General features: G+C 65.6%; 25 protein-coding genes and 1 CRISPR repeat array. Of the genes, 11 read left to right on the top strand and 14 right to left on the bottom strand.

Going from position 1 to position 26,659, the window contains the following annotated elements:
• Nucleotides 1–309 precede the first annotated feature (309 nt).
• From cas6 to ACQP2D_RS24835, 7 genes are read right to left on the bottom strand one after another with little or no spacing between them, the layout of a single operon-like run.
• Nucleotides 310–1,143 (bottom strand): CRISPR system precrRNA processing endoribonuclease RAMP protein Cas6, encoded by an 834-nt coding sequence (gene cas6, locus ACQP2D_RS24865; protein ID WP_433678312.1) that lies wholly within the window; start codon nucleotides 1,141–1,143, stop codon nucleotides 310–312.
• A complete protein-coding gene (locus ACQP2D_RS24860) occupies nucleotides 1,143–1,604 on the bottom strand; it encodes a hypothetical protein (RefSeq protein WP_433678311.1) in 462 nt (153 codons plus the stop codon). The genes cas6 and ACQP2D_RS24860 overlap by 1 nt, the downstream gene beginning before the upstream one ends.
• Complete coding sequence (locus tag ACQP2D_RS24855; protein WP_433678310.1) at nucleotides 1,601–2,881, bottom strand: RAMP superfamily CRISPR-associated protein; 1,281 nt, start codon at nucleotides 2,879–2,881, stop codon at nucleotides 1,601–1,603. The genes ACQP2D_RS24860 and ACQP2D_RS24855 overlap by 4 nt, the downstream gene beginning before the upstream one ends.
• Entirely contained in the window at nucleotides 2,878–4,110 is a 1,233-nt protein-coding gene (locus ACQP2D_RS24850) for a type III-B CRISPR module-associated Cmr3 family protein (RefSeq protein ID WP_433678309.1), read from the bottom strand. The genes ACQP2D_RS24855 and ACQP2D_RS24850 overlap by 4 nt, the downstream gene beginning before the upstream one ends.
• Nucleotides 4,107–4,661 carry an RAMP superfamily CRISPR-associated protein gene (locus tag ACQP2D_RS24845; protein WP_433678308.1) on the bottom strand — a complete coding sequence of 185 codons (555 nt, stop codon included), beginning with the start codon at nucleotides 4,659–4,661 and terminating at the stop codon, nucleotides 4,107–4,109. Before ACQP2D_RS24845 ends, ACQP2D_RS24850 begins: the two co-directional genes overlap by 4 nt.
• Complete coding sequence (locus ACQP2D_RS24840) at nucleotides 4,658–6,007, bottom strand: Cas10/Cmr2 second palm domain-containing protein (protein WP_433678307.1); 1,350 nt, start codon at nucleotides 6,005–6,007, stop codon at nucleotides 4,658–4,660. The genes ACQP2D_RS24845 and ACQP2D_RS24840 overlap by 4 nt, the downstream gene beginning before the upstream one ends.
• A gap of 2 nt (nucleotides 6,008–6,009) precedes the next feature.
• Nucleotides 6,010–7,983 (bottom strand): TIGR03986 family type III CRISPR-associated RAMP protein, encoded by a 1,974-nt coding sequence (locus ACQP2D_RS24835; RefSeq protein WP_433685756.1) that lies wholly within the window; start codon nucleotides 7,981–7,983, stop codon nucleotides 6,010–6,012.
• A gap of 128 nt (nucleotides 7,984–8,111) precedes the next feature.
• Between ACQP2D_RS24835 and ACQP2D_RS24830 the strand changes: the two genes are divergently transcribed.
• The 4 genes from ACQP2D_RS24830 (at nucleotide 8,112) to cas2 (ending at nucleotide 12,458) form a co-directional block, all read left to right on the top strand.
• Nucleotides 8,112–9,209, top strand: coding sequence for a hypothetical protein (locus tag ACQP2D_RS24830; RefSeq protein WP_433678306.1), 1,098 nt, complete (start codon nucleotides 8,112–8,114; stop codon nucleotides 9,207–9,209).
• Nucleotides 9,206–9,583, top strand: a complete 378-nt coding sequence (locus ACQP2D_RS24825) for a hypothetical protein (RefSeq protein ID WP_433678305.1) — start codon at nucleotides 9,206–9,208, stop codon at nucleotides 9,581–9,583. The genes ACQP2D_RS24830 and ACQP2D_RS24825 overlap by 4 nt, the downstream gene beginning before the upstream one ends.
• Before the next feature lie 196 nt (nucleotides 9,584–9,779).
• A CRISPR array of direct repeats spans nucleotides 9,780–10,189; the repeat unit is 37 nt; unit sequence AGCGCTACGCACAGCCCGATACGCAGGGCATAGAAAC.
• A 111-nt stretch (nucleotides 10,190–10,300) separates the two neighbouring features.
• The gene (cas1, locus tag ACQP2D_RS24820; RefSeq protein WP_433678304.1) at nucleotides 10,301–12,172 is read left to right on the top strand and encodes a CRISPR-associated endonuclease Cas1; all 1,872 of its coding nucleotides are present in this window, start codon (nucleotides 10,301–10,303) and stop codon (nucleotides 12,170–12,172) included.
• 4 nt (nucleotides 12,173–12,176) lie between these two features.
• Nucleotides 12,177–12,458, top strand: a complete 282-nt coding sequence (gene cas2, locus ACQP2D_RS24815; protein WP_433678303.1) for a CRISPR-associated endonuclease Cas2 — start codon at nucleotides 12,177–12,179, stop codon at nucleotides 12,456–12,458.
• A gap of 664 nt (nucleotides 12,459–13,122) precedes the next feature.
• On the opposite strand, the gene ACQP2D_RS24810 is transcribed toward cas2, so the two are convergent.
• A complete protein-coding gene (locus tag ACQP2D_RS24810; RefSeq protein WP_433678302.1) occupies nucleotides 13,123–13,782 on the bottom strand; it encodes a hypothetical protein in 660 nt (219 codons plus the stop codon).
• A gap of 126 nt (nucleotides 13,783–13,908) precedes the next feature.
• On the opposite strand from ACQP2D_RS24810, the gene ACQP2D_RS24805 reads away from it, so the two are divergent.
• On the top strand, nucleotides 13,909–14,154 hold the full coding sequence (locus tag ACQP2D_RS24805; protein ID WP_433678301.1) for a hypothetical protein: 246 nt from the start codon (nucleotides 13,909–13,911) through the stop codon (nucleotides 14,152–14,154).
• A 440-nt stretch (nucleotides 14,155–14,594) separates the two neighbouring features.
• On the opposite strand, the gene ACQP2D_RS24800 is transcribed toward ACQP2D_RS24805, so the two are convergent.
• The 5 genes from ACQP2D_RS24800 to ACQP2D_RS24780 form a co-directional block, all read right to left on the bottom strand.
• Nucleotides 14,595–14,882 carry an IclR family transcriptional regulator domain-containing protein gene (locus ACQP2D_RS24800; RefSeq protein WP_433685755.1) on the bottom strand — a complete coding sequence of 96 codons (288 nt, stop codon included), beginning with the start codon at nucleotides 14,880–14,882 and terminating at the stop codon, nucleotides 14,595–14,597.
• Between the two features lie 165 nt (nucleotides 14,883–15,047).
• Nucleotides 15,048–16,604 carry a bifunctional 3-(3-hydroxy-phenyl)propionate/3-hydroxycinnamic acid hydroxylase gene (locus ACQP2D_RS24795; RefSeq protein ID WP_433678300.1) on the bottom strand — a complete coding sequence of 519 codons (1,557 nt, stop codon included), beginning with the start codon at nucleotides 16,602–16,604 and terminating at the stop codon, nucleotides 15,048–15,050.
• 14 nt (nucleotides 16,605–16,618) lie between these two features.
• Nucleotides 16,619–17,542, bottom strand: a complete 924-nt coding sequence (locus ACQP2D_RS24790) for a VOC family protein (RefSeq protein ID WP_433678299.1) — start codon at nucleotides 17,540–17,542, stop codon at nucleotides 16,619–16,621.
• A 31-nt stretch (nucleotides 17,543–17,573) separates the two neighbouring features.
• Nucleotides 17,574–18,428, bottom strand: a complete 855-nt coding sequence (locus tag ACQP2D_RS24785; protein WP_433685754.1) for a fumarylacetoacetate hydrolase family protein — start codon at nucleotides 18,426–18,428, stop codon at nucleotides 17,574–17,576.
• Between the two features lie 259 nt (nucleotides 18,429–18,687).
• Nucleotides 18,688–18,933 carry a helix-turn-helix domain-containing protein gene (locus tag ACQP2D_RS24780; RefSeq protein ID WP_433678298.1) on the bottom strand — a complete coding sequence of 82 codons (246 nt, stop codon included), beginning with the start codon at nucleotides 18,931–18,933 and terminating at the stop codon, nucleotides 18,688–18,690.
• A gap of 200 nt (nucleotides 18,934–19,133) precedes the next feature.
• Here ACQP2D_RS24780 and ACQP2D_RS24775 point away from each other — a divergent pair, with 200 nt between their 5' ends.
• Both ACQP2D_RS24775 and ACQP2D_RS24770 read left to right on the top strand, forming a co-directional pair.
• Nucleotides 19,134–20,633 carry an aldehyde dehydrogenase gene (locus tag ACQP2D_RS24775; protein WP_433678297.1) on the top strand — a complete coding sequence of 500 codons (1,500 nt, stop codon included), beginning with the start codon at nucleotides 19,134–19,136 and terminating at the stop codon, nucleotides 20,631–20,633.
• Nucleotides 20,634–20,661: 28 nt separating this feature from the next.
• Complete coding sequence (locus ACQP2D_RS24770; protein WP_433678296.1) at nucleotides 20,662–21,453, top strand: hypothetical protein; 792 nt, start codon at nucleotides 20,662–20,664, stop codon at nucleotides 21,451–21,453.
• 17 nt (nucleotides 21,454–21,470) lie between these two features.
• On the opposite strand, the gene ACQP2D_RS24765 is transcribed toward ACQP2D_RS24770, so the two are convergent.
• Nucleotides 21,471–21,722 (bottom strand): helix-turn-helix domain-containing protein, encoded by a 252-nt coding sequence (locus ACQP2D_RS24765; protein WP_433678295.1) that lies wholly within the window; start codon nucleotides 21,720–21,722, stop codon nucleotides 21,471–21,473.
• A 515-nt stretch (nucleotides 21,723–22,237) separates the two neighbouring features.
• Here ACQP2D_RS24765 and ACQP2D_RS24760 point away from each other — a divergent pair.
• The 4 genes from ACQP2D_RS24760 (at nucleotide 22,238) to ACQP2D_RS24745 (ending at nucleotide 26,644) form a co-directional block, all read left to right on the top strand.
• Nucleotides 22,238–23,122, top strand: a complete 885-nt coding sequence (locus ACQP2D_RS24760) for a short-chain dehydrogenase/reductase (RefSeq protein ID WP_433678294.1) — start codon at nucleotides 22,238–22,240, stop codon at nucleotides 23,120–23,122.
• Between the two features lie 467 nt (nucleotides 23,123–23,589).
• Nucleotides 23,590–24,225: a DedA family protein gene (locus tag ACQP2D_RS24755; RefSeq protein WP_433678293.1), complete on the top strand. Its 636-nt coding sequence runs from the start codon at nucleotides 23,590–23,592 to the stop codon at nucleotides 24,223–24,225.
• A gap of 50 nt (nucleotides 24,226–24,275) precedes the next feature.
• Nucleotides 24,276–24,599: a hypothetical protein gene (locus ACQP2D_RS24750; protein ID WP_433678292.1), complete on the top strand. Its 324-nt coding sequence runs from the start codon at nucleotides 24,276–24,278 to the stop codon at nucleotides 24,597–24,599.
• A gap of 89 nt (nucleotides 24,600–24,688) precedes the next feature.
• Nucleotides 24,689–26,644, top strand: a complete 1,956-nt coding sequence (locus ACQP2D_RS24745; RefSeq protein ID WP_433678291.1) for an MDR family MFS transporter — start codon at nucleotides 24,689–24,691, stop codon at nucleotides 26,642–26,644.
• Nucleotides 26,645–26,659 lie beyond the last annotated feature (15 nt).

Here is a 26,659-nt window from a genome sequence, read left to right as displayed (position 1 = left end):
TTTCTATGCCCTGTGGATCGGGCTGCGCGTAGCGCGCCGCCTTGGCGGGCGTCGGGTTCCACCTCATGGACACCAAGTTTCTATGCCCTGCGGATCGGGCTGCGCGTAGCGCGGGCTGGGCTCTTTCGGTGCTCGTGACCTGCGTAAATGTGGCACTCTGCGAGGATCTGTGCGCTGGTGGCGATATCGAGTGGGTGGGTTTGGCTGGGTGCGGCGGAAACCTATTCCTGCCTGGTGTATCGGTGTGCGAGCACCGAACGCGAAACGGTCGTGCGACGGTGTTGTTGTACGTGTTGTGTCGCGATCGGTTCATCGGGTGGTGTCGGGCTGGGAGGTACCCGGATGTGCGGGTTGTGGCTGTTGTGTTTTGTGGGGATGTGGTCGCTTTCGCTGGTGGGTGGGGCGGGTTTTGCGGGGCGAGGGGGGATTGTTGGTGTGGATGGTGGTGTTGGTGATGTGGCAGGTGCCGTAGCCGCGGGTTGTTTGGGCGCCGATGCCGGTAATTTCGGCGTAGTGGGTGAGTGCGGTGAGGGTGTGGTAGGTGTCGGTGGGTGCGGTGTTGGGGAGGGCGAGGGTGAAGGTGCCGAGGAATCCGGTTTGTTGGCTGGTGTAGGTGGCTCGGGCTTGGACGGTGTGGCCGTCGAGGCCGGCGAGGTAGATGTGTTGGTTGAGGTTTCGGGTGTTGGTGTCGGTGAGTTGGGTGTGGGGTGGTGCGTGGTGGTTCCAGCGGTCGGCGAGTTTGGTGATGATGAGGACGGGGTCGGGTAGTGGGTAGTCGCGGCCGTTGCGGGAGAAGTACATCGGGCTGGTGATGTGGAATTCGGCGGTTTTGATCGGTGCGGCGGTGGTTGCGAGTTGGGCGTAGGTGCGGTGGGTGAGGGTGTGATCGAGTACCGGGTAGGTGATGTCGCCGAATCTGATGGTGGTGGGGATGGGTGGTGGTGGGGTTTCGTGGAGCCAGCCGAGTTTCCATCGGGCGCCGTGTGCTGTGGTGAGCAGCGGGGAGGCGGTGAAGGGTTTGGTTTGGGCGGTGTGGTGAGTGTCGGGTTGTTCGAACAAGGCGCACGCTGCGCCGTGCAGTCGTGCCGGGTAGATATCCAAACCTGGTGGTATGTCGAGTAGTACCTCGATCAGTGCGGGCATCAGCTCACCGGTCTCGCGGTCGGGTCGGTGTCGAGGGTTCCGAGGAAGGTTGCGGTGGTGGCGCGGGTGGGGGCGAGTTGGATCATGCGGTAGCTGGTGAGGGCGTCGGCAGGGGTGAGGTGGCGTTGCTGTACTTCACCGGCGCCGGGTGGCCAATGCAGGATGGGTTGGATGGTGACATGCTGCAGTGCTTCGGATTTCGCCCACAGCGGCCCGGTCGGTGTTGCGTTGTGGGTGAGGGCGGCGGCCCACCAGTCGGTGTGGTCGATGCGGGCGCGGATCCAGCATCCGGTGGTCCATGCCCACAGGTGCGTGGTAGCCGGTGGTGTGTCGGGTAGGGCGGGCGTGATGTGGAATCCGTCGGTGTCGGCCCAGGCGGCGTGGGTGGTGGTGGCGGCGAGTTGTGGCCAGGTGCTCGGTGTTTGGCGGCCGGTGGCGTGCAGGGTCCATGCGGTGCTCATGGCGGTCCTGGGGTGAGGTGGGTGGTCAGGTTGGTGAGGTCGGGGTGTTGCCATGTGCTGTCGATGATTTCCACGGTTCCGTAGCCTGCGGTGGTGCGGGCGCCGATGCCGATGAGTCCGTCGTGCAGGTCGGCCAGGACAGCGTTGAGCAGGGTGTCATCGACCGGGTCGAGGTCGGTGTCGGTGAGGTGTTCGATGACGAGGTCGAATTCGCCTGCGACGAGAACGTCGTGGGTGAACAGCAGCCGGTCGTGGGCTCCGCCGGTGAATCGGTCGATGGTGACGTGCTGGCGTTGTTCGCGGCGAGGGTTGCGGACTGTGGCGTCGAGGACGGCGATGAGTGCGCGCCGGGGTGGGGTGTCGGTGTCGGGGCTGGCGTGTCCGAACAGTGTGCAGGGTCGGCATTGCCCGCAGGTGGCGTTGTCGCAGGCGGGGATGTCCAGGACTCGGCAGATGTATTCGACTCCGGAGCGCAGCGCACCTTTGAGGCTGGAGCCGGGGATGACGAAATCGTCTCCGTAGCGGGTGATTTCGGTGATCTCCTGGCCTTGTTCGCCTGTGCGGGTGGTTCCGGTGCCGATGTGGATGGCGTCGGTGATGCGGAAGGTGATCGTGGTTCGCCGCGCCGTTGTGGCGGTGACGGGTGTGACTGGTTGTGGTTGCGGGTAGTGCGCGGGGTTGGTGAGCGCGAGCCATGCGGCGAGTCCGTCGTTGGTGGCCAGATCGTAGGTGGCCTCACCGAGCCCGACGACCTGGCAGCGACCGGCGCCGATGGATGCGCCGGCGCCGAGGGTGGGCGTCCAGTGTTGCAGACGCGTAGTCAGGGCTTGATGTTGTTGTTCGGTGGGGTCATCCCATCGGAGGAAAATGTCGAATTCTGTTCCGGCGACCAGGTATTCGATGGCGTGCAGGGTGTGGGTTCGGGCTGCGGCGCGGGCGCGGTCGATGGCAGTGCGGCCTCGGGTGCCCGGTTCGGCGGCGCTGCGGACGGTGACGCCGAGGATCTGGATCGGTGAGGCGTAGCGGTCCTCGGCGTCGGGACAGGGGCCGAACATGCCTGCGAGTTCGGGGGTTTCGCAGCAGTGGGCGCGCAGGCTGCCCGCGATCGTGCTGCCCGGTAGGTGTGGGTTGCCGGTGGGGTCGCGGCGAAGCGGGCGCGTGTTGCGGGTGCGGGTTTGTCCAGCTGTGGTGATGTCGTCCCAGCGTTGTTCTTCGGGTGCGGTGACCCCGCCGGGGGTGAGCAGTCGCAGTCGCACGGTGAACAGGGTGGTTTTCATCGCGCCGCCAATCGGTCCAGGACCGTGGTGTAGAGGTCGAGGTCGCTCAATTCCAGCAGGTGACGCAGCGCGGCGGTGTGCTCGGGGGCGGCGACTTTAGCGATCGCGGTGAGCAGCCGCTCGTCGCCGCTGCGCTCGGGAGGCCAGGACGCGGCGCGTCGCCGTAGATATGGTTGCAGCTTGGGCCAGTCGGGGAATTCGCGTATCGCGTGGGTGTGTTTGATCCAGTAGCCGAGGGGACGTGGCGGGGGAGGCGCGATGAACAGGGCGCCGAATCCTTCGCGGCGCCGTAGTCCGAGTCCGCGGGTGTGTAACTGCTGCAGCAGGGTGGGCTCGGGTGGGGTGGGGCAGCGCACCAGGTAGGTGGACCCGGGGGCGACGGCGCGTTCGACGGGTTTGGGTAGGCCGCTGGCGATGTGCCAGCCACCGATATCGGTCCATCGTGTCCACGCCTGGATGATTTCGGCGTCGGCGCAGCCGAGGACCGCGCGCAGTTCACTCTCGGCGGGGCGGTCGGCGGGAAACCCGAAGTCGTCGACGAACACCGCGGCCGAGGCCAGCCGCAGGATCACCGCGCCATCGCCGCGCACCTCGAGGGCCTGGGGTGTGGCTTCGGGGTCGACAGTGAGAATGGCGCCGCCGGCGGTGCTGCGGCCGCCGCCGAGTTTGAGCCGTGGGATCGGCTGTCCGTGGCTGTCGTAGAGGCCGGTGACGGCCGGGCCGCTCACCCAGCCGGTCAGTTGGGTGCCGGCGGCGAGTGCGGTGGTCTGGAACAGTGAACCGTCCTTGGCGACACCGGTTGCGTCGAGGGCTGCATGGACGTGGACGCTTACGGCAGTGTTGCCGATCGCGGCGCCCTTGCTGTCTTGCAGGTCTTGGTGGCAGTCCGGGCAGGTGGTCGATTGTGGCCCGAGCGCCTGATCCCACCACAGTTGGGTGCAGTCCTCGGTAGGGCGGTATTTGTGGGTGCGGATCGACAAGGGCAGCGGCAGACTCTGTGGCGAATGCAAGGGACCGAATGTTCCTGCGCCGTCGAAGATTTCAGCGAACACCGCGTCGTCGGCGGTGGGCGCGCCGTGGCGGCGGATCCACGCTGCGGCGCACGCGCCGCGTAGCACGGCACCGGGGATGTGGTCGAAGCTGTCGTTGCGGTAGTCGCCGCGGGAGCGTTTGCCCAGCGCGGTGGCCTGCTCGAGGGTCGCGGTGACCAGCACCCGCTGCGGTGTCATGCTGGGCCGCCGTGCAGGAACGCGTGGATCTGCTCGGGCCCTGGTGGGTGTGTGGTGCAGGTGATATGGACCCAGCCCAGTCCGCGGCGGCGGTTTGCGCCGAGGGATCGGGTGGCTTGCCCGGCCACAGCCAGCACCGCGATGTGCAGCGCGTGGTCGGCGTCGTCGAGTGATCCGGTGTCGCGGATGGTGAATGTTGCTGCGCTGGTGTGGGTTTGCTCGGTGACGGCGAGCATGTCGTGGTCGGCGACATGGTGTTCGTTGATCCGGATCCTGGCTGCGCGTCGCGGTGGCTGCCAGATCGTGCCGGACACCGGTGCGGCGTTGCTCCATTCCCACGGGCACGCCGCTGCCGGTGAACCGAAGACCGCGGCGACGTGCGGATGGTCGGGTCCGAGGAGTTGGATGGTGGTGGCGCGCATGACACCTTTGAGGCTGGTCGCGGGCAGTGGGTCGGTGGGGTCGATGGCGGCGTCGACGCCGGGCCCGGCGTGCCCGGTGGATACTCGCAGCGGTGTGGCGAATTCGATGCGGAAACGCAGTTCGGTCATTGACGCCACCACCGCACCATCTCCAGCGCCGCTGCCAACTCCACACCGTCGCCGGTGCGGAACGGGCCGCTCACCTCGGTCAGGCCCAGCCGGGTGAGGTGGCGGGTGAAGTCTTCGCCTCGCGTGTCCTGATTGCGCAGCAGCCAGGCCAGTTCCTGGCGTTGGGAGGCCGGGACCGTGGCCAGGGCAGCGAATTCCTCGGCCAGTCCGGTGAGCGATTCATGGGTGAGCGCGGGACGGTCGGTGGGTTGGTCGCCGTCGTGGGTGACGCTGTGCCAGCACAACGCGGCCCGGCCCGGGTGTGTGGCTTTCGCCTCCCGCAACAGTTGTGCGGCCAGCTCTATCACGGTGGACAGGGGGAAGGAGCGGTGATGGATCACCACACCTGCCGAGAGGGTCGGCACATCAGGGACCCCGGGAAGGTTGTGGGTGATCGTGGATTCGAAGGCGCTCATCATCGCGGCGGTGAAATCCCAGCCACCGTGCGCGGGAACGCTGACCAGGATGTCGTCACCGCCGACCAGATGCGCGATGATCGGCGCCACATGGTCGCCGGTATCGATAGCCGCCAGCCCTGCCAGCACCGCGGCCCAGGTCGCCGCATGGATCGCCGCCGGGAGCGCCGGTAAACGGTCGGGGCGGTTTTCGGCGACCGCTTTGACGAAGCGGCCCAACGCGTTTCCGTCGGCGTAGATCGTGGCCACGTGGGTGTTGTCGCGTGCACGGCCCAGCGCGTGCGCGGCCAGTTCGTTGAAATCGTCGGGGACAGCCCGCTGCCCCGCGAGCTGCTGGAGCAGATCCCGTTCCGGTCCGGGCGCGGGTCGTCGACCCCGGGTGGTGCCCGCGGCGGCCAAGCGCAGCCCGCAATCGATGCACAATGCCTGCTGTTTCGGTGCAGCGTCGGCGGTGCGGTCTTCGGTGACCGCTTGCGCGGCTGCGGCGGCGCGGCGGCACCATTCACAGGGGCGTGCCAGGGGCCATTCCGGTGTCGGTGCGGGCCAGTCGAGGCTGGGATCGCTGACGCGTTGGCCGTAGGTGGGGCCGCTGGAATAGGTGGACCGCAGCGTCGCGGTCGGCAGTGCCGCCCGTAAGTGGGTGATCAGGGCGTGCTCGACGCGCGCTGCCGCGTCCGGGTCGGTCACAGTCAAAGCGACCACGCCGTCGATATGGCCCTGTTCGGAGTTGACCGCCACACCGTTGGCCCACGGTGCGATCAGCTCTTTGATTGCGTCGGGATCGGTGGCCTGACGAATCATGGTTGAGGCGCCGCGACGGCCTTTCAGCGGAGCTGCTTGGGCGAGCCACTGCTGGATCTGCACCACACCGATATCGAGATAGTTCGTCATCGTCACCGCCGCCGGGTCGGCCGCGAAGATGTCGGGGAGGAAACAGGTTTGGCGACCGCGTCGGTCACGATGTCTAGCGTCTGGTCGTTTGCGGCGAGGTCGGGCAGCGGTTGCAACGGGTAGCCTCGGCGAGCGCCGCGCTCGTCGCGTGCCAATTCCGTTCCGGCGCTCTGCTTCCAATACTGGAAACCCTCCTTGAACCCAGGATCGCTCACCTCGTGCGCACCTGGCGGATACCAGACCTGGTTCGCAGCAACATGATCCAGCATGAGCGCCTTGCCCAGCAGCGGCCAGATGCGCCGCGCCCCCGCCATGTCGGGGGCTTGCCGGAATTGGTCCACGACAGAGGTGAGGACCGTTTCATCGAACCGGCTGGGGTTCTTGCCGGTGTAGCGGTCGTGTGGTGTGGTGATCCAACTCGATTCCGGGTCGATCTCGATCCGACAGGACCCATACCCGAGTGGTCGTCCACCACCCAGGTGCAGTGCCGCCGCTTTTCCGAACGCGCGCCACGGCTGTAATGCGATGATCAGCGATCCGAGCTGTGCGTGGTCGAGATCGGTGAAGGTCACCGTCGCCTCCAAGCGTGTGCCGATCGCGAACACCTGCGCCTCGGCCACCAGATTGTTCTCGGCATGCTGGGTACGGGCTTGCCCGCGTTGAGGCAGGAGGCCGTTGGAAACTGTTGTGTGCCAATAAAATTTACGTCCCCGGAGCCGACGCGGCTCAGTCCGGTCAGCGGCCGAGCCCCATTCGCGCAGCGGTGGGTCGCCCACGTTGCCCGCCCAGCCGGCAGTGTCGAGATAATGTTGTCCCGCTCCTGGGCGTGGTGCACCCATCGGCGGCAACCGCACCGGCAGCACCCTCACCGGCTCCACGGCCACGGCGTCACCGAAGCGGACATGCCCACGATAGGAACGCTGCTGCGCCGCAGCATCGGTATCGGTGCCGCCCCGGACATCAGCAGACCCGAACATGCGGCACGATGGGCACAGATCGCCTGGATCCCAACAGGCCGAAAACCCCGGAGGAACACGGTCTCCCGCGGTATCGGTGCCGCGACGCCGCCAAATCATCGACAGCTGAACCAGATCCACCCCGGCACCGTCACGCGACGGTCGCACCCACAAAGGTTGACCGACCTGCACGGTGCGCCGCGCTAGGCACCGCATACCCACCACCACCTCGAGTGCTCGCGCACCGACAGGCTGATAGGTGTGGGTGACCTCGGTAAACCGTTGGGACTCAGGGATTTCGGTCAACCTCGCCGAGCGCAAGTCGTCGGCGCCCTCGACATTGCTGAGGAAGTCCTGCCACGCGTCATCGAGGACCGGCACGGTGTGGTCGGTCAACCGGCGAACATGAGCCCGATACCGCTGCCGGCTGCCGCGCGTGCCCGCGTCACTGATGAACACCACCCAATCCCCAGCCGAGTCTGGCCACGCCTGCCGCGGGCGGCCATCCGGACCCAGCTCTATCCGCAGCCGATCACCGGAACGCAGTTCGCTGCTGGCATGCAGCTGCTGCAGGACATCTTGATCCAACCGGTGCGCCTGCGGATCGCCGGGCTCGCACAACCGGACCATCGGCGCGGGCTGAGGCCCACCCGGCCCCGGTGCGGCAGCGGAACTGACAACCGCCAACCGCAAAGCCGCGATGTCCTGCGGTTGCGCGGTCTGCCGATACGACGGCACGAATCCCTCATCGAATGCCCGCAGACAACTACCCGTCACGGTTTCATGCAGGGACCGGATCGCACCATGAAAAGCCGACCCGGGAACAATCCACTCGCGGCCACCGTCGCGGCCCGGCCTGCTGGGTACCTGTGGATCGGTCTCTGTCCCGAAACCCCGTATCAGAATGGGTGTTTTCGCGGTCACGCTCAACCGAAGTCGACCTGAGAGCAGCTCACCGCGCGCGCGGCCGTCGTGGCCGTAAGGACGCGCTCGCACTGGCGCGGCGGGCGGAAACGGCACGAACGTATACGGATTCACGAACTGATCGACGATCACAACCTCCCCAGAAGTGCCGACGAGCACCGACGATCAGCGTAGCGTTCTTCGCCATCGACGTGGTTTCGTTCGCCAGATTCGAGGGAATACTTATGCCCCCCTTCGTCACCCGCCTCCGCGACCGGCTCGCTACCTGGTGGCACCGACCCGGCCGAACACGCGTGACACTGGCCAACTTCGCCGTCGTCGTCGTCGCCACCACCATCGCCGGTGTCTCGGCGCTGCTCATCGAGGACTGCCTGCCCAAACCCGGCGACTCGTTCCAGTTCATACCCACAAGGTGGGCGTTGCTGGTTGTTCTGCTCGGTCTGCTCGGGCTGGCACTGATGTGGCGCAACCACACCCAACACACCAGTGGCACCCTCTACTACACCCACGCCCTCGCCGAAGGAATGACCGACCTACGCAGAGCCGCGCTGACCGAGGCCGCCGAAAACCACATGGCCGTGCGCACCGTCAGCCGATGGATCGACCTCGACGACCGCACCACCGCGACCGGAATCATCGACATCCCCGACACCTGCACCGACATCGGCGCCACCATCGAAGAACTCATCAACAACGACAACCCCGACACCGGATACACCATCGCCCCGAACCTGCTGTGGCCCATAGCCTTCGCCGTCGGCACCTACCTGCCACCCGCCCAAGCCACCCAACTGCTCGAACTGCCCAGCGGCCACAACCCCAGCACGTCATTCCCGTTGGGCGCCGCCGCCGACAGCACAACGGTCACGCACACAACCATCGACCTGCCGACCACCACCGAACCCGGCCGGGTCGGGGTGTGGCTGGCATTCACCAACGCCGCACAGTATTTCACCGTCGAGCGGCTGGCCGAATTCGGCGTCAGCACCGCCCACACCCTCACCGGCCCCACCGGAGCGCCCACCGCGACCACCCCGGCAGCCGCCCTCGCCGCACGCCAACTGGCAGCTCTGCCCGGCGCCATCGCTGAACACCTCGACCAAATCAAAAAGACCGCCATCGCGAACAACACCGAACTCGTCATCGTCGCCATGGTCCCCAAAACCGTTGCCCTGGCCATCGGCTGGGAACTCGCCAGACGTGAACTCCGCTTCTTCGCCGGAACCCACCTCATCCACTACGACACCACCACCCGCACCTACACCCCGATGCGAGTCCACCCTTCCCAACCGACAACACCACCAGCAGCCAGCAACCGATGAGCATCAATCTTGTCAACCTCACCGGCCACCCCATCGCGATCTACCGAGACGACCAGATCATCGCCCGTTTCCCACGCTCGCCAACTCCCGCGCGAGTCAACGAGAACCTCACCCCGATCGAGCCGCTGCACCTCAACGGCGTCGACATACCCCGTTCCCGAGTCACCTACACCGACCACGCCACCAACCTGCCCGACCCGCAAGACGGCACCTGGCTGATCGTCTCCCGAATCGTCGCCTTCGCCCACCCCGCACGTGCCGACCTGCTGTTCCCTGTCCACGAAGTCCGCGACACCGACGGCCGCATCCTCGGCTGCCGCGCGTTCGGCACCGCCACCACCGCACACCAACATCCACCGAGACAACCGCCATGACCCCCAGACCACAACCCGTACAGCGCCTCGCCAGAACACCGATTTTCGACCAGGTCCTCGCAAACCGATACACCCAGGTAGACGGGCTCTTTCCTCAAGCTGACAGCCAAACCCAGTCGAAACAACCCATCAAGTCGAACAGGTGCCCGCAGAGTGCTACATTGACGCAGGTCACGACCACCAAAAAGACGCAGCCAGCGCTACGCACAGCCCGATACGCAGGGCATAGAAACCCTCTCCGTTCCGGGTTTTCCCGTTGGTCGAGGACCGCTCGGAGCGCTACGCACAGCCCGATACGCAGGGCATAGAAACTCGCTGTGCCGCACTGCCTTCTTGAGTGTCTCAGCGCTACGCACAGCCCGATACGCAGGGCATAGAAACCCCAGACCTTGCTGGTGATCTGCACCTTGTTACTACAGCGCTACGCACAGCCCGATACGCAGGGCATAGAAACGCAATCTAGCCATCTGTACCCGCAAATCCTCCGGAAGATGCGAGCGCTACGCACAGCCCGATACGCAGGGCATAGAAACCTTTTGTTTGTCACGATTGCCCTTGCACTGTGTGCAAGCGCTACGCACAGCCCGATACGCAGGGCATAGAAACAGCATGGTGTTGCAGTCGTCGTTCGGGTAGAACGCGCGCGACACGCAGCCCGATCTGCAGGGGTGTGAAAACGCGGATAATTACAATTACTGATATCTGAGTGGATTGAATATGGGGATGCTCTATGCGCGCGCCTTCACGCAGCAGGCGCTATTGGATGCGTGGCAGATCGTTCGCGACAATGCCTTGGCTGACGGACGGTTCGATCCGGAGGTGGAGCGTTTCGAAGCTGATGCGGCGCGCCGGTTGGCGGAGATCGCCGCCGAGTTGGCCTCTGGGGATTGGACGCCCGGCCCGGTGTATCGAGTGGAGATTCCCAAATCGTCCGGTGGTGTTCGTCGGCTCAGCGTGCCGCGTTTGGAGGATCGTGTGGTGGAGCGGGCTCTGCTTGCCGTCATCGATCCGGTTATCGACCCGCGTCTGTTGCCATGGAGTTTCGCATATCGAAAGGGGCTCGGCGTCAAGGACGCTGTAGCCGAATTGGTGTCGGCACGGGACAGCGGGATGGATTGGTGCGCGCGCGGCGATATTGTCGAATGTTTCGACCGTATTCCTCAATGGGAGGTGATGCGCCGTGTGCGTGAATTGGTTGCGGATGAACGGATCGTGCATCTTGTCGGCGCGTTGCTGGACCGGAAGGTTACCGGCGGCCGGACTGCTCCGAGTGATCGGGGGCGCGGGTTACATCAAGGTAGTGTGCTGGCACCGGTTTTGAGTAATCTCTATCTCGATGCGTTTGATCGCGGCATGCTGATCGCCGGTTGGCGAGTTATTCGGTACGGTGACGATTTCGCAATTCCGGTGGCCAGTCGCGTGGATGGGGAACGGGCGCTGCAGTCGGCCGCGACCGAGTTATCGGATCTTCGGCTGGAACTCAATACCGGCAAGTGTCATGTCACGCCATTCGAAGAGGGTGTCACTTTCCTGGGTGAGACGGTCACAGCGTCGACACTCTCGGCTGCTGAAATGTTGTCGCACCCCTTGGAGACAGTGGTGTACGTCGAGCGGCAAGGCGCGGTTGTGCGGACTCGCGGGGACCGGTTGGTCGTCACCGACGGCGAGGAATCTCTGCTACGGCTTTCATTGCGGCGTGTGCGGCAAGTGGTCGGATTCGGAGGTGTTGGTTTCACCACGCCGTTTCTGCACAAGGCTGCCGAACGTGGCATCGAAGTGGTCCTGCTCAGCGAGAACGGGACGCTCGGCGGGCGGTTGTGCGGCCCGCTGTCGTCGGACCCGACCGCGCGTCGCGCTCAGTACCGGACCGCGGACGATCCCCGGCGCGCACTGACACTGGCATCGGGGTTCGTCGCGGGCAAAGTCGACAATCTACGGGTATCGCTGCTGCGGACCGCCCGCCGAGCCGACGACGCGGTGGCAGCCGCAGCGGCGGATCGGCTCAGTGGCTGCGCCGATACCTTGCGGGCGGTGAATTCGCTGGAGGAAGTACTGGGTATCGAGGGCGCCGCCGCACGGGACTACTTTCAATCGGTAGGCCGAATGGCTGATCCGCTCTGGGGTTTCGCGGGGCGGGCACGGCGACCACCACCTGATCCGATCAACGCGATGCTCTCCTACGGCTATACCTTGCTGTGCCATGAGGCGATCGCCGCGCTGGAAGCAGCGGGTCTGGATCCTATGGTCGGATTCCTGCACCAACATCGCTGGGGACGCCCGGCGTTGGCGTTGGACCTCATGGAGGAGTTTCGCCCGATGACGGTCGACGTCGCAGTACTGCGCTGCGTGGCCACCGGCCAAGTTCGGCCCGAGCAGTTCAGTACCGAACCGGATCTGGGCTGCCGGATGGGCGAGGACGCCAAGTACACGTTTATCGGTGCCTGCGAACGTCGGATGCTCACACTGGTCACCCGCCGCGGTGTCGGGCGGCGGGTATCGTTGCGGGTCGCGATACATCTACAAGCGAAAGCCCTTGCGCGCACGCTCATAGACACCGACGAGCCCTATCTCGCGATGCGATGGAAGTGAACTCATGATCGTGGTCGTCACCTACGACATCGTCGATGACCAGCGCCGCGAAGACGTCGCAATGCTGTTGTCGGGCTACGGGCCCCGGGTGCAGCTGTCGGTCTTCGAATGCGAATGCCGCACCGTCGACGAACTCCGAGATCTACGCGCGAAACTGCGTGAACGTATCGACCCTCTCGAGGATCAGGTCCGCCTGTATCCCACCAACACAAAGACATTCGCCGAGCGATACATCATCGGGGCCCGGACCGTCGAGGAACGAGCAGACTACTGGGTCGTTCGTTGAGACACGATCCGCGCGACCATGACCACACCGAAAGACGATCCGATTCGGCAGCTATATGTCGATGACACCATGCATTTCGGTCGTCGGCGTCGTTCTCTTTCGTCACGTCCGCGACGCCTACGGTCACACTGTCGGCTGTCATGCGCCCGGCGCAGCCATGACCGCACGCGAACATCAGCCGAGTCGACCGCCACGCACCTGGCCGACGACACGTACACGGTCTCGCCGGATCGCCGATTTACCGCCAGGTCCTCGCACACCGATACGCCCAGGCAGACGGGCTCTTCTCCCAAACTCATGACCCCCTACCGGCCGATACGATCCAGTCAAGCCGCGCAGGTGCTCGCACAGTGCTACATTGACGCAGGTCACGACCACGAAAAAGCACAGCCCGCGCTACGTACAGCCCGATCCGCAGGGCATAGAAACATCCGCCTGAACAGCTCTTCTCCGGGGGCGTACGCGCCCCGCGCTACGTACAGCCCGATCCGCAGGGCATAGAAACCTCGGAAAAGCTGCGGGCTCTGAATGATCCCGTAGCGCGCTACGTACAGCCCGATCCGCAGCGCATAGAAACCAGTCCGGCGAGCTGCCTGTGCTGGGGAGCGTCACATCGTCGTCGTCCGGGATCGTCGGAGTGGCGGTGTGGGTCGGTGCTTTTGTTTCACAGCCCGAGGTCGTCGTAACCGAGGCCGGGATCGATGATCGGGTCAAGCTCATATTCCGTGGGGTCTTCGGGCGTGTTGTCGTGTTGGTGGCGGGCGCGTAGGGCGTGCTCGGCGGCGGTTTGTTCGGGTGTGAGTTCTGTGCGGCGGTGTTGTTCGCTGGTGAGGTCGGTGAGTTCGTTGTGCAGCCAGGCGGTGGTGTCGACTGCTGTGGTGGCGGTGCCGGGTGCGGGTCCGTAGAGGATGGCTTCGGTTTCGGCGAGGTCGATGCGCTGGCTGATGTCGGTGATGGCTTGTGCGAGTTGGTGGTCGGTGAGCATCTGTACAGGGGCGGACAGATCGAGGAGGTCCTCAGGCGGTGGTGCTGATGGGTCGGTCGAGGTGTCGGGCAGGGGGTGTTGTTCGACCCAGGTTGCGATGGCGAGGCGTTCGGCGAGGGTGCGGGCGGCGCGCCAGTCGCGTTTGAGTATGGCGTGGATGGTGTTTGGTGGGTGGGTTGCGGCGATGTGGTCGCAGCGGGCGCGGAGGTGGTCGGCGGGTTCGTGGTCGGGGATGCCGGGTTGGTTGTCGGTGCGGCATTCACCGCAGAGGCCGTCGTCGCTGCGGCGTGGCGGGATCGGTCTGCTGTCGGTGATGGCGCGGCCGATGCCGCAGGACACACACGGCAGGACGCGGGTGTTGCGGGTGGTTTGGCGGTCGTAGTCGGGTTCCTCGGAGTCGGGGTAGCGGTCTTCCCATAGTTTTTCGCGGTAGTAGCGGTGCGGGACTCCGTCGGGTTTGGGTAGGTGTTCGGGGTTGTCGTCGTCGACGTCGCCGCGGGTGTCGGGGTAGTCCTGGTAGTCGCGCGTGGCGGTGATATCGGTGTCGGGGTGGGGTGGGCGCCGCAGTGTGTGGTCGACGCGGTCGGGGTTGTCGCGGGCGGCACGCCGGTGTTGGTCGCCCCGGTTCGGTGCCGGGATTTCCTCGGTCGCTGGTCGGTAGAGGTGTGGGTCGCTGGTGGGTGTGCAGGCGTGGATGAGGGCACTGTGTAGGGGGTATTGGTCTGCGGCCCACCGCAGTCGGGCGTCGGCGATGCGGAAGTGCTTGCGGTAGAGGGTGGTGGCGATGTGTTCGATGATGTCGCGTTGCTCGTCGGTGAGGGTGTCGGCGAGGTCGTGAAAGGCGTGCCGCGCCGCTGCGATGTCGCCGGTTTGGATCAGTGCGGCGATCGTTGCGGCGCTGTCGGATAGCGGGTTTTCGGCACTGGTGGCGTTTTCTGGTGGGCGGATCGGTGGGCGCGGTGCCGGTTGGGCGGTGGTGTCGCCGTGCCGGGAATCGTGTGGTTCGGGTTCGGGGGTGGCGCTCGGGTAGGTGCATGGTGGGCTCCAGGAGGAAGGAATCGGGTTTCACGCTCCAGCGGCACTGGGAACGACAATGGTCAGCACAGCGACGACGTCGCCACGTGCCGATCGAAGCGGTACCGATACACCGGTCAGCGCCGGGTCGACGCATCCCGCGCAGACCGCAACGCCCGACGGCGCACTTCGCTGAGCAACAGCCGCAGCGATGCCGGGTTGGTCGGAGTATGTGCGGTGAACGTCGCCAGCGCCTGTTCCAGAACCAACTGCTGGGCTTCGTAGGTGGCGTTCGTCAACAGAGCCAGCCCGCTCGATGAGCCGTGCAGCGGTAGCCGGCCCGGGGCGCCCGGACTGGGCGCGCCACGCTGAGCGGCTCGGTCGTGGTGCGGGATGCTCTGCTGCCGAACGGCCCCATCGCGCACAGCTCGTTCGCACAGGCGTATCCGTTCGAGATCCAGCAGCGGGTGCTCGCGCACTGGGACGACTAACAGATGTGGTCGCATCAGTGAATCTCGTTCGGGCAAAGTGAAATTGCCGAGGCGTGGTGCCTCGGCAATTTCTTGGCCGTCGGTGTTCGGTGAGTACTGTCAGCGTTCGATGCGGAGCTGAGTGCGCAGTTGATCGAGGAGAGCTGCGAGCTCATCGACGTCGTGGGCGGCACCGAACAGGTAGAAGTCCGGCCTGATGATCGCAGCGATATGGCCGTGTTCGCGCATATGCGGCAGGTAGCCGCGGTCGACGTCGATGTAGCCGGGGCCGGTCGGATCGCTGGTCAACGACACCAGCGTCGCACCGATGTCGTCGAGGAACCGCCGGTGCTCGGGGCTGAGCACCGCTTGGTCGAGACCGTCGGTGAGGACGGTGAATCCGAATCCGGTGAGATCATCGAGCCGGGCGGTCGTGTCGCCTCGGCGCACCCGGTACTGCGGCGTGAGATGTCCGACCGACGGCGCTGTGCGGCCGTCCGGAAGCCGTTGCAGCACACCGTCTCCGAGCACCGGTGGCGCTCCGACGGGCAGCACGTGCGCAGGGTCGGCTGCGCCCGCGATCATGCGTTGATCTCGTTGCGCGGCTGCCTGTTCGTCGAGGACACAGATGACCTCGCCGAGTGCGATGGACATGTCGATGGCGTGACGCACATGAGCGCTGCGTTCGCTGCTATAGGTGTCGAGCAGGTCCGGCTGAGCCTTGCCGTGCAGGACCAGATCCAGCTTCCATGACAGGTTCAGCGCGTCGCGTAGTCCCGAGCACATTCCTTGTCCAGCGAATGGGGGCATGAGGTGGGCGGCATCGCCGGCCAGCAGGAGCCGGCCGGCGCGCCAGGTGTCGACCCAGCGAGCTTGGAAGGTGTAGACGGTGTGCCGCTCGAGAGTGGTGTTGCCGGGATTCCGGCCCCAGGGCTCGAGCAGCTGCCATGCCGTCTCCTGGGTATCGAGATCGGCCACGGTTTCGCCGGGGAGCCTCATGAACTCCCAGCGACGTCTGCCAGGCCCACCCGACACGATGGTGGTGGGCCGGGCGGGGTCGCACAGTTGCCAGTTCATCGGAAACCACTCCCGCTGTTCGTGCGGGACGGTGTCGACGATGAGCCAGTCGAAGAAGAAGCCGAGGTCGGTGGTCTCGGTGGGCATATGGCGGCGCACGAGACTGTTGGCCCCGTCCGCACCGATGACCCAGCGGGCCGCGAATTGTGCGTCGTCGCCGGTAGTGAGTTCGACATGATCGGGCTGTTCGGCCAGACCGGTGACCTCGACCCCGCGCCGGACGGTGACGGACGAGATCGCCTCGGCGGCTTTGGCCAGGACCCGCTCCAGCTCTGGTTGTGAAAAGAAATTCGCTGTCGGCCAACCGCTTTCGCCGGTCCCGCTCCAGTCGATGCGCACCAGCGGGTCGCCATCGCGGTTGCGCCATTCGTAGAAGTCGGGCACCGGATCGGTGATGGCCATGACTTCGTCGCAGATCCCGGCCGCCTGAAAAATGCGACCGATCTCGTGATCGAAGTGCACCGCACGGGGTTTGTCATAGGGCTGCGGCCAGCGTTCGAGCACGAGCACGTCGTGGCCGCGGCGGCCGAGCAGAATCGCCAGTAGTTGCCCGACGGGGCCGAATCCGACGATGGCCACATCATGAATCTTGTTCGACATCAACCCGTCTCCTGCTATCCGGCGTGGTGTGCGCCGGTCATCAGCGCGGCCAGATCTTCGGGATGCAGGAAGGACGGCGGGGGCGGCGGACCCCAGTTGAACAGCCCCTGAGCGCCGTCGAATGCTTCAGGGGTCCAAAGCTGGTCATCGACGATGCAGTCCATGTCGGAGTAGTACTCCGAGAAATTGCCGGCCGGATCCTTCAGATACCAGAAGAAGTTCGAACCGGCATGATGGCGTCCGAGCCCCCAGACATGGCGTTCAGGATTGCCTTCCAGCATCGCGCTCGCGCCGCGGCCGACGTCGTCGATGTCGTCGACCTGCCAGGAAGTGTGGTGCAGGAAGTTCACCGGTGCCTGGAGAACCAGGACGTTGTGATGGTCGGTGGAACAGCGCAGGAACGCGCCGCGACCGGCGATCTCGTCGGAGAGCTTGAAACCCAGGCCCTCGGTGAAGAATCGACGGGTGGCGTCGAGGTCGACGGTGCCCACCACGGCGTGGCCGAGCTTGCGCGGTCGCACCGGATCGGAACGCAGAATGCCCGGCGCACGGATGCCTTGCCGCTCCACGCGGCCCGGCCCGTTGTAGGCGGTGGCGGGCACGACAGGCTGGCGGATGCGGTCTGCGATGCGCACGACCGCGCGGAATCCGACGACCGGTTCGTTCGCCGTGACCGCGTCGGCGGTGCGTGCCAGCGGCACGCCGAGCGCGGCCAGCCGTGCCTGTACCGCGTCGAGATCGTCGGAATCGTCTGCGCCGACCACGATTTCGACCAGCCGTCGGGTGGGTGCATGGACCACCCGCAGTTGATTGCCGCCGTCGGTGGTGGCCAGCCAGCCGTCGGTCGTGGGGGAGAGCCCGAATTCGGTGTAGTAGTCGTGCGTCGTGGTCGGGTCGGGCACCCCGATCGTGACCGAGGACAGTTGGTGCAGCGCCATTGCGGCTCCTCGTCGAAACTCTGTGTGGGACTCAGTGGTCGGTGACCATCAGGTGGTGCATCTGGCCGACGCCGCGCACGTAGCTGACGAGCTCGTCGCCGGGGGCGAGGAAGCGCTGCGGAGTTCGGCCGATGCCGACGCCGGCGGGGGTGCCGGTGAAGATGACGTCGCCGGGCAGCAGGGGAGTGATGGCCGAGAGCCGGGCGATGAGTTCGGGCACCGGGAAGATCATGTCGGCGGTCTTGCCCTTCTGCATCTGCTCGCCGTTGATCAGGCAGCCCAGCTCGAGGTCGTCGGGATTGTCGAACTCGTCGGGGGTGACCAGCAGCGGGCCGATCGGGCCGAAGCTGGGGAAGGACTTGCCCATGCTGAACTGCGGGGCCGGTCCGACGCGCTGACGGTCGCGCTCGGAAAGATCCTGTCCCACAGAGACTCCGGCGACGCGGCTCCAAGCCTCCTGCGCAGGGATTCGGTGGCCGCCGCGGCCGATCACCACCACCAATTCGACCTCCCAGTCGACCTTGCCGGGCGGCAGAACGACCGTGCCGTAGGGCTTGCTGAGCGAGGTGGCGAACTTGGTGAAGACCGGCGGTTCCTCGGGCACCGCGAAGTTGGATTCCGCGGCGTGATCGGCGTAGTTCAGCCCGATCGCGAAGACCTGCCGTGGCTGCGGCGCTGGATTGCCGAAGTCCTCCGGCGCGATCGCCGCCAGCGGCGTGCCTGCCGATTCCGTGAGCCCCTCGGCGGTTTTGATCAATTCGTCCCAGCGTTCGTAGGCGCCCTGGACACGCGCGCCGAAGTTGCCTTCGCTGGCTCGCTCGACATCGACTGCCACGTCGGACGGGGTGACGAGGTTTAGCCGACCGGAGATGTTGGCGAAGCGCACGATACGTACTCCCTGAGTGAGAAGAGGTGGGCCGAGATTGGGACCCGATGTGTTGTGGAACACTTTCGAAAGTAGCGGTATGTTTTCGATAGTGCAAGATTCTTTCGTAACATGATGGCTGGGCCGCGAGTTGTCGCGGGACATATTGCCCGGATGTCGCCCGTGTCAGGGGATGCGCCCAGGACGCGGGTCCCACCGGCAGAGGCGGAGAATGTTCGACGCATGAGACGAGATCGCATGCGACACAGGGAGATTGCGATCAGTCGGGAGTCGCCTGCCAGCGCAGGACTTCCAGGGCGACCGCCATCCGCAGTGGGTCCATCTCCAACGGACGCGGCAGCAGCTCATCAGCACGGGCCAGGCGGCGCACCACGGTATTGCGGTGGGTGTACAGCGCGGCCGCCGCCGCCGACGCATTGCCCAAATGCTGGAGATACGCCCGTACCGTCTCGCGCAGTTCACTCGACGCGTGCTGGCAATGCACCTTGGTGGCGTGTCTCGGCAATAGCTCTTGGCTGTCTGGGGCTGAGTGTGAAGGCGCAGTACGCCGAAGTGTGGCCCGCACCGCGAGACCATGACCGGCGTAGGGCTTCGGACACTAGGGTATCGACCGTCGGCAGGGTTGCGGAACGCATACCGTGGCGAGGATTGCTGTGCATTCTGTCCATGGCCTCTGGTCTCGTTCGGGGACATAGTCGTTCCTCGATGGAACTCCAAATAGATTCGATAGTGGCTCAGCAGCCCGGTGTGGCCGAGTTCGACCGGCTGTATATCGGCGGTCGGATGACGGCTCCTGCGGGGACCGACATCATCGAGGTGTTCTCGCCGCATACCGAAGAGTTGATCGGGCGCGTTCCGCATGCGTCGCGTGAGGATGTGGACCGGGCGGTGGTGGCGGCGCGGGCGGCGTTCGACGACGGTCCCTGGCCGCGAATGCCTCTCGATGAGCGTGTTGCCGTTTGCCAGCGGTTGCGCGATGCGTTCGCGGCGCGCACGGAGCAGTTCGCCCGGCTCATCACTGCGCAGAATGGTGCGCCGTACAGCTTGAGCTTGGCGTTTCACACTCGTGCGGCCGTGTTGCTGTGGGATGCGCAGATCGGTGTCGCCCGTGAGTTTCCTTTCGAGGAGTATCGCCGCGGTGGACGCAATCCGCTGCTGGTGCGCCAGGAGCCGGTTGGTGTTGTCGCGGCGATTATTCCGTGGAACTCCCCGCAGTTGCTGGCGGCGGGGAAGCTGGCTCCAGCTCTGCTGTCCGGTTGTAACGTCATCCTCAAGGCTTCACCTGAAACGCCTTTGGATGCTTACCTTCTCGCGGAGGTCGCCGATGAGGCCGGATTACCCCCGGGAGTCTTGAGTATTCTGCCCGCCGATCGTGAGGTCAGCGAATACCTGGTCGGGCATCCCGGAATCGACAAGGTGTCGTTCACCGGTTCGGTGGCCGCGGGTAAGCGGGTTATGGAGGTCGCGGCGCGCAACCTGACCCGGGTGACGCTGGAATTGGGCGGCAAGTCCGCGGCGATCGTGTTGCCGGATGCCGATCTGGATGCTGCCGTTGCAGATCTGATGGTCGCGTCGTACGGCAACAACGGCCAAGCGTGTATCGCGCGCTCACGTGTTCTCGCCCCGCGTTCGCGCTACGACGAGATCGCCGACCGTCTCTCCGCGGCCGTGGGTTCGTTGGTGGTCGGCGATCCGAACGAGCGGAGCACCCAGATCGGCCCCCTGGTGACACAGCGACAGCAGCGACGCAACCTCGACTACATCCGCATCGGTCGAGACGAAGGCGCGGAAGTGCTGGCCGGTGGCGGTATTCCCGCTGGGCGGCCGACGGGCTGGTACGTGGAGCCGACGCTGCTCGGCGATGTCGACAACAGCATGCGGGTCGCCCGCGAGGAGATCTTCGGACCGGTGATCTGCCTGATGCCCTACGAAGACGAGGCCGACGCCGTCGGTATCGCAAACGATTCCGACTTCGGTCTGTCGGGCAGTGTGTACGCAGGCGATGTCGAGCACGGCATCGAGATCGCGCGGCGGGTGCGGACCGGGACCTTCGCGGTGAATGGATTCAGCCTCGACGTGAACGGTCCCTTCGGCGGGTTCAAGAACTCCGGCATCGGCCGCGAATACGGAGCCGAGGGTTTCAGTGCGTACCTGGAACCCCAGACGGTCTACTTACCGGTCGGCTACGAAGTTCCCACTCGGTAGCCGATCCGCGGAAGAAGGAGGAAGAGTGGTGAGTGGAAGCGCAAGCCCGGCCGCTGCCGGTACGACCGAGGCGCGCCCGGCGAAGCGTTCCGTCAACGCGTTGGTCGGCAATGCGATGTACACGATCGGGTTGATGAGAGTCTGTGGGGGAGTGGAAGATTCCGCGGCGGTGGATCGAGGCGGCACCGGCAAGATCCATCGCCGCGGAGACAACCGGGCCGATGCGACGACCGACCACTTCCGACTGTGGATGAAACACGGCGCCGACAGCCCGGAGACTCGGGCCGCCGTGGCGAAGGTTGCGCGGATGCATGAGCATTACGCGCAGTCCTATTCGATGTCCAATGAGACCTTCGTTCGTGGGATCGCTTTGTTCGCAATAATTTTCGACGAGGTCACCCACACCGTGGGTCTGAACGTGGTGACCGAGAATCAGAAGGCGGCCCAGGTCGCGCACTGGCTGGCCATCGGTGAACAGCTCGGGGTGCGGGATATGCCCCGCACCTGGGCGGACATGCAGCGCGCCAACTTCGAGTACGAGCATGATCCCGGGCATTTCCGGGCCACCCCGGAGGGGCAGCGGTGCGCGGATTCGCTGATCGCCCAGTTCAACGATCGCTGGCTGCCGCGGCCGCTGCACCCGCTCGGCCGTGCGATCCTGCTGTCCCTGCAGCCCGATCATGTCTTGGACGCGGTCGGGCAGAAGAAGCCACCCGCCCCCGTGGTTTGGCTGGTCCGTGGAGGCATCCGGGTAGCCGCCCGGGCGGGAATGCGCGCGGCGAAGCGGCGACGGCGCCGATCAGCATCGACCGGAAGCTGAAAGGTTCTGCGGCGGTGTCATTTCGATGACGCCGTGGTGCGCATCTCCGATGGCGCGACACCGAACACGGCACGAAACGCGCGGGTGAAATGCGGCGCGTCGAAGAAACACCAGCGAGCCGCGATGGCGGCGATGCTGAGATGACCCAGGCCCGGGGACATCAGCTCGCGGCGGGCACCGGGCAGGCGCTGGTACCGGCTGAAATCCGAGACGGTGGTCTCGCCGTCGGCAAACGCGTGCTGTAGGGTCCGCGGCGACACGTGGTGCACCGCGGCGACGGTTTCGGCGGTGAGCGCCGGGTCTGAAATATCCTCGTGGATAAAGCATTCGGCTTGAGCGCGGATTCGCCGCGAGTGAGGCGTGGTCGTCGGTGAGGGACGACCACAAGACCGCGGCCATCAGGTTGAGCGCCGCCGCGCCGACGAAGGGGTAGGCGCGGGGCGGCGGGATCCTGGGTGTAATCGGCGACGAGACCGGTCAGGACGGTGCTCGGAGCGGTTTCCGCAGTGTGCGCATGCCGCATGGCGGCGTCAACGTCCCGCCGCGAGAGCGGCAAGGCCGACCGCGGAAAGGCGACAACCATCGGGTTGTGCACACCGCCCATTCACGGATCCCATGCGTGGATGGGCGGCACTTCCGCAGCGGCCAGCAGGAAACCAACAATCGGAAGTCGAGCCGGAGGCAACCCGCCCGAATCATCCTGGACGGCAACGATATCGAGCATCGGCAGCGCCGCCTCACCGCCTCGACTCCGGGCCATCACGACAGAAATGGGGACTGATCAATGAGCCGATACGACGTGCGCGGCAAGGTCGCTCTGGTCACCGGTGGTACCCGCGGCATCGGACTGGCCACCGCGCGGACGCTGCAGCGGCGCGGAGCCGAGGTGACCATCGTCGGCCGATCTCACGAGGACACCGTCGCGGCAGCCAAACACCTGGGGCTCGGCGTGCACGGTGTCGGAGCCGATGTCGCCGACCGCGAGGCCATGCAGCGGGCCGTGGAGGCGACGGTGGAACGCTTCGGACGACTGGATATCGTGGTCGCGAATGCCGGGATCACCGCCCGCTTTGCGACAATTCGTGCGATGCGGCCGGAGGTATTCGAGAACGTGGTGCGGGTGAACCTGCTGGGCGCGTACAACACTGCCTACTCCGCGCTGCCGCACATCATCGAGAACCGCGGGCACATCTCACTCGTGGCCTCGATCTACGCGTTCACCCAGGGGGTGTTCGTCGCGCCGTACGCGGCGAGCAAGGCAGGGGTGGAGCAGCTGGGGCGCGCGCTCCGCCTGGAGTTGTCTCCCCACGGCGCCACCGCGGGCGTGGTCTGCTACGGCTTCGTCGACACCGACATGGTCCGGTTCGAGTTCGATACCGACCCGCTGGCGGTGCGGGGCGCGAATCTGCTGCCGTGGCCGCTGAGCCGGCACCTGACACCGGATCAGGGCGCCCAGGCACTGGTGCGCGGCATCGAGAACCGCGCTGCACACGTCGTCGCCCCGCAGCAGTGGGCGGTGATGTCCGCACTGCGCGGACTGGTGAACCCCGGCATCGACTACCTGCTGTCCAAGCTTCCCATCGTCGCCGACCTGATCGCGCAAGGCGATGTGCCCGATCGCCTTCCGGGACCGGCGGTCAGTGCACCGGGGGAGCGACCGACGGCCTGAACCGCATCCGAACGCCGGAAAACGATCTTTGGCTGCCAATTCACAGAGATACCAGAGGCTTTCCCGATCTCACGCCGCGAACCTGTCCATGCCGACCGGTTGCTGTGGAGGTCGGCACGCTCCGCGCGAGCACCCACGAGGTGGCGCGGGGACATCGTGGCGCCGGGTGAGAAGTCCCCCGGCTCACCCGGCGGCTCCACCCGCTCATCGGTGAATACCGACAGCACTCGAACTGCCGACGCCTCAGGCGTCGGCAGTTTCTTTTGTGTGGACAAGATCGGTCGTCCGTGGTCTGAGCAGGTTCCTTTCCGCTCCCAGGGATCTCACAGCTGGACGCGAGGCCCGCCGAAGACGCGCGGTCGATCGTGGTCCCGACCCGCGAGAAACCTGCACCGGATCGAAAAGTGGTGCCCGAAAGGTGTTTTGAGAATGTCAGTTGGAGCCAATCAACCAGCGAAGGCCGAGCGGTGACCGGCTTTCTCGACAGCGTGCACGGTCCGGTCCTCTACGCCGTCGTCGCACTGACCATCGCAGTTCTGTTCGTCTTCCCCGTCGGCGCACTGCTGCCCGGTGAACCGTTCTTGATCGCGGTGGGTGTCCTGGCGTCGGAGGGGGAGCTGTCCTTGCCGCTGGCGCTCGCGGTGGTCCTCGCAGCCGTGATCGTCACGCCTCTCCTGGCCTTCCGAACCGGGGACCGCATCTACAGTCGAATCCGGCGCCGTCCAGCCGATTCCAGGATGCGCAAGTTCATCAAGCAGTCCGAGGACGTGCTGGACAAACGCGGTGAGATCATGGCCGCCGTTGTCTGCTGGGTGCCCCCGCTCCGCGGGACAGTGCCGATGTTGATGGGCGCGGCACGGTATTCATTCCCTCGCTTCCTTGCCTTCAGCGCGCTCGGTACCACTGTGTGGGCGGTGCTCTTTGTCACCGGCGGGTATCTCGCCGCCCCGCTGTTCAGCCGACTCGCGGTCTGCGTCGGGATCGTCGGGATCCTGGCCGCCGTGATCCCCGCGATCGCGGAGCGCATCAAACACGTGCGTCGCCGCCGAGCCGCTGCCGCGTCCCACCGAATAGGCATCGATCTCATCGACGGGAGGAATTGAGGTGAGCAAGGTTTTGGCCTTGACCGGCGCCAGACTGATCGACGGTAGCGGTGCTGGCGCCGCTGTTGCGGGTCACCGACCCGACACAGATCCACTACGGCAGCGATTACCCGTTCACGCCGGTGACCGAAATCCTGTCTACGGCAGAAGAATTGGACAATGCGGCCGAGCTCTCCGGCGGCGCGTGGAGCCGGCCACGTACCGCAACAGCGAAGCGCTGTTCCGGTCGGACCGGACCGATGTGCGAAACAGCCATGGCTGTTTACTTTTCGGGTGCACAATGCACCGTCCCCTGCCTGCTCGAGGCCGATAGTCTGCCCTACACATCTCTCGGTTTGCTGCAAATGCGCTGGCGGTCTGTCGGAGAGGTATGAATGTGATTTCTTCAGAAACTCGTCCGAAGGCGGGCGCGCGAACAGCTACGGCACCGGCGCCGGCGTCAAGCCCTGCGCGGACGAACATCGTGTTCATCACGATCCTGCTCGGCATGCTGCTCGCCGCGCTGGACCAGACGATCGTGTCGACCGCGCTGCCGACGATCGTGGCCGATCTCGGTGGATCCGGGCACATGGCGTGGGTCGTGACCGCGTACATGCTGGCCGAGGCGGTATCGACGGTCCTCGCCGGAAAGCTCGGTGACCTGTTCGGCCGCAAGCGCGTCTTCCAGATCAGCGCCGTGGTCTTCGTGGGCGCCTCGGCGCTGGCCGGGATGTCACACGACATGGTGACGCTCATCGCGGCCCGTGCGGTGCAAGGTATCGGCGGCGGTGGCCTGATGGTGACCGCCATGGCATTGATAGCGGACGTGATTCCGCTGCGCGAGCGCGGAAAGTACCAGGGCGCCCTGGGAGCGGTCTTCGGTGTCACCACCGTATTGGGGCCGACCCTGGGTGGGCTTTTCACCGATCACCTGAGCTGGCGCTGGTGCTTCTACGTCAATGTGCCGATCGCGGTTCTCATGATCGTCATGGCCGCTCGTACCCTCCCCAGTGTGCGGGCGTTGGTCCGGCCGGTCATCGACTATGCCGGAATCGCCCTGGTCGCCCTGGGGGTTTCGGCGCTGATCCTCGCCCTGGAATGGGGTGGCCAGCAGTACGCCTGGGGCTCGGCGGTGATCATCGGCCTTTTCGTGGCGGCAGCGGCATTGCTGGCCGGATTCGTCCGCGTCGAATTGCGGGCCTCCGAGCCGATGCTGCCGATGAGCCTGTTCCGCAACCGGGTTTTCACGGTGTGTGCGGTGCTCAGTTTCATCGTGGGTTTCGCGATGATGGGGGCGATGACCTACCTGCCGACCTACCTGCAGTACGTCGACGGGGTCTCGGCGACCGCGTCCGGTGTTCGAACACTGCCGATGGTCTTCGGCCTGCTCTTGACCTCGATGCTGTCGGGCGCGGTGGTCAGCCGGACGGGTAGCTACCGCTACTTCCCGATCGCGGGCTCGGTGTTGATCGCGCTGGGCCTGTGTCTGATGTCGACGATGAACACGTCCACGGGTGTGTTTCTCGAGTCGCTGTACATGTTCGTGCTCGGCTCGGGTCTCGGGCTCGCGATGCAGGTCCTGACGATCGTCGTCCAGAACACGGTGCCGTACGCGCAGTTGGGCACCGCGACCTCAGGTGTCACCTTCTTCAGGACCGTGGGCAGCACCTTCGGCACGGCGATCTTCGGCACGCTCTACAACAACAAGCTGGGACCCGCCCTATCGGCCGCACTGGCACAGAATCCGGATGTGCCCGCCCACGCCGCGCAGAGTCCGGTCGGGCTGCGTTCACTGTCGGCGTCGCAGGCCGCGCCGATCATCGACGCCTATGCGACGACGATCGATTCGGTATTCCGCTGGGTGGTGCCGGTCGCGCTGCTCGGATTCATCGTCGCGTGGTTCCTGAAAGAGGTGCCCTTGCGCGACAGCTCCCGGGCGGGTGCGGCGGACATAGGAGAGGGCTTCGCGGTACCGGATTCTCCGGACAATGTGGCTCAGCTCGAGCGTGCGCTGGCGGGCGTGCTGCGCAAACAACGGTCCGGTCGTCCACCGATCGCGGAGGTTCTGGCCGACTCGGGCAGCTCGTTGCCGGAGGACCTGTTCTGGGCGCTCGGGGAGGTCGATATGCGGCTGCGGGTTCGCGGGGCGGCCAGCCTGAGTGGGATCGCACATGACCACCGAGTCCCGCGGCGGGTGCTGGAACCGTTGTATGTCAAGGCCCAGAAATCGGGTTTGGTTGTCACGGACGGTGATTCGCTGCAGCTGAGTGATGCCGGAGCCGCCGAGGTGGCGCGCATGCATGCCGCCTGGCGTGGATGGCTCGACGGTCGGCTCGAGGACTGGGATTTCACCGATCCCAAGGATCGCGAATTGCTGGACCAGGCCCTGAGCAATATCGCCGCCAAGCTGCTGGACGAGCGTGAAGGCGAGCTCGTCTAGGACAGCGACGGCCCC

Origin of the sequence: Nocardia sp. CA-119907 (assembly GCF_050955995.1) — a bacterium.
Lineage (GTDB): Bacteria > Actinomycetota > Actinomycetes > Mycobacteriales > Mycobacteriaceae > Nocardia.
This window is presented reverse-complemented; position numbering and strand designations above follow the sequence as displayed.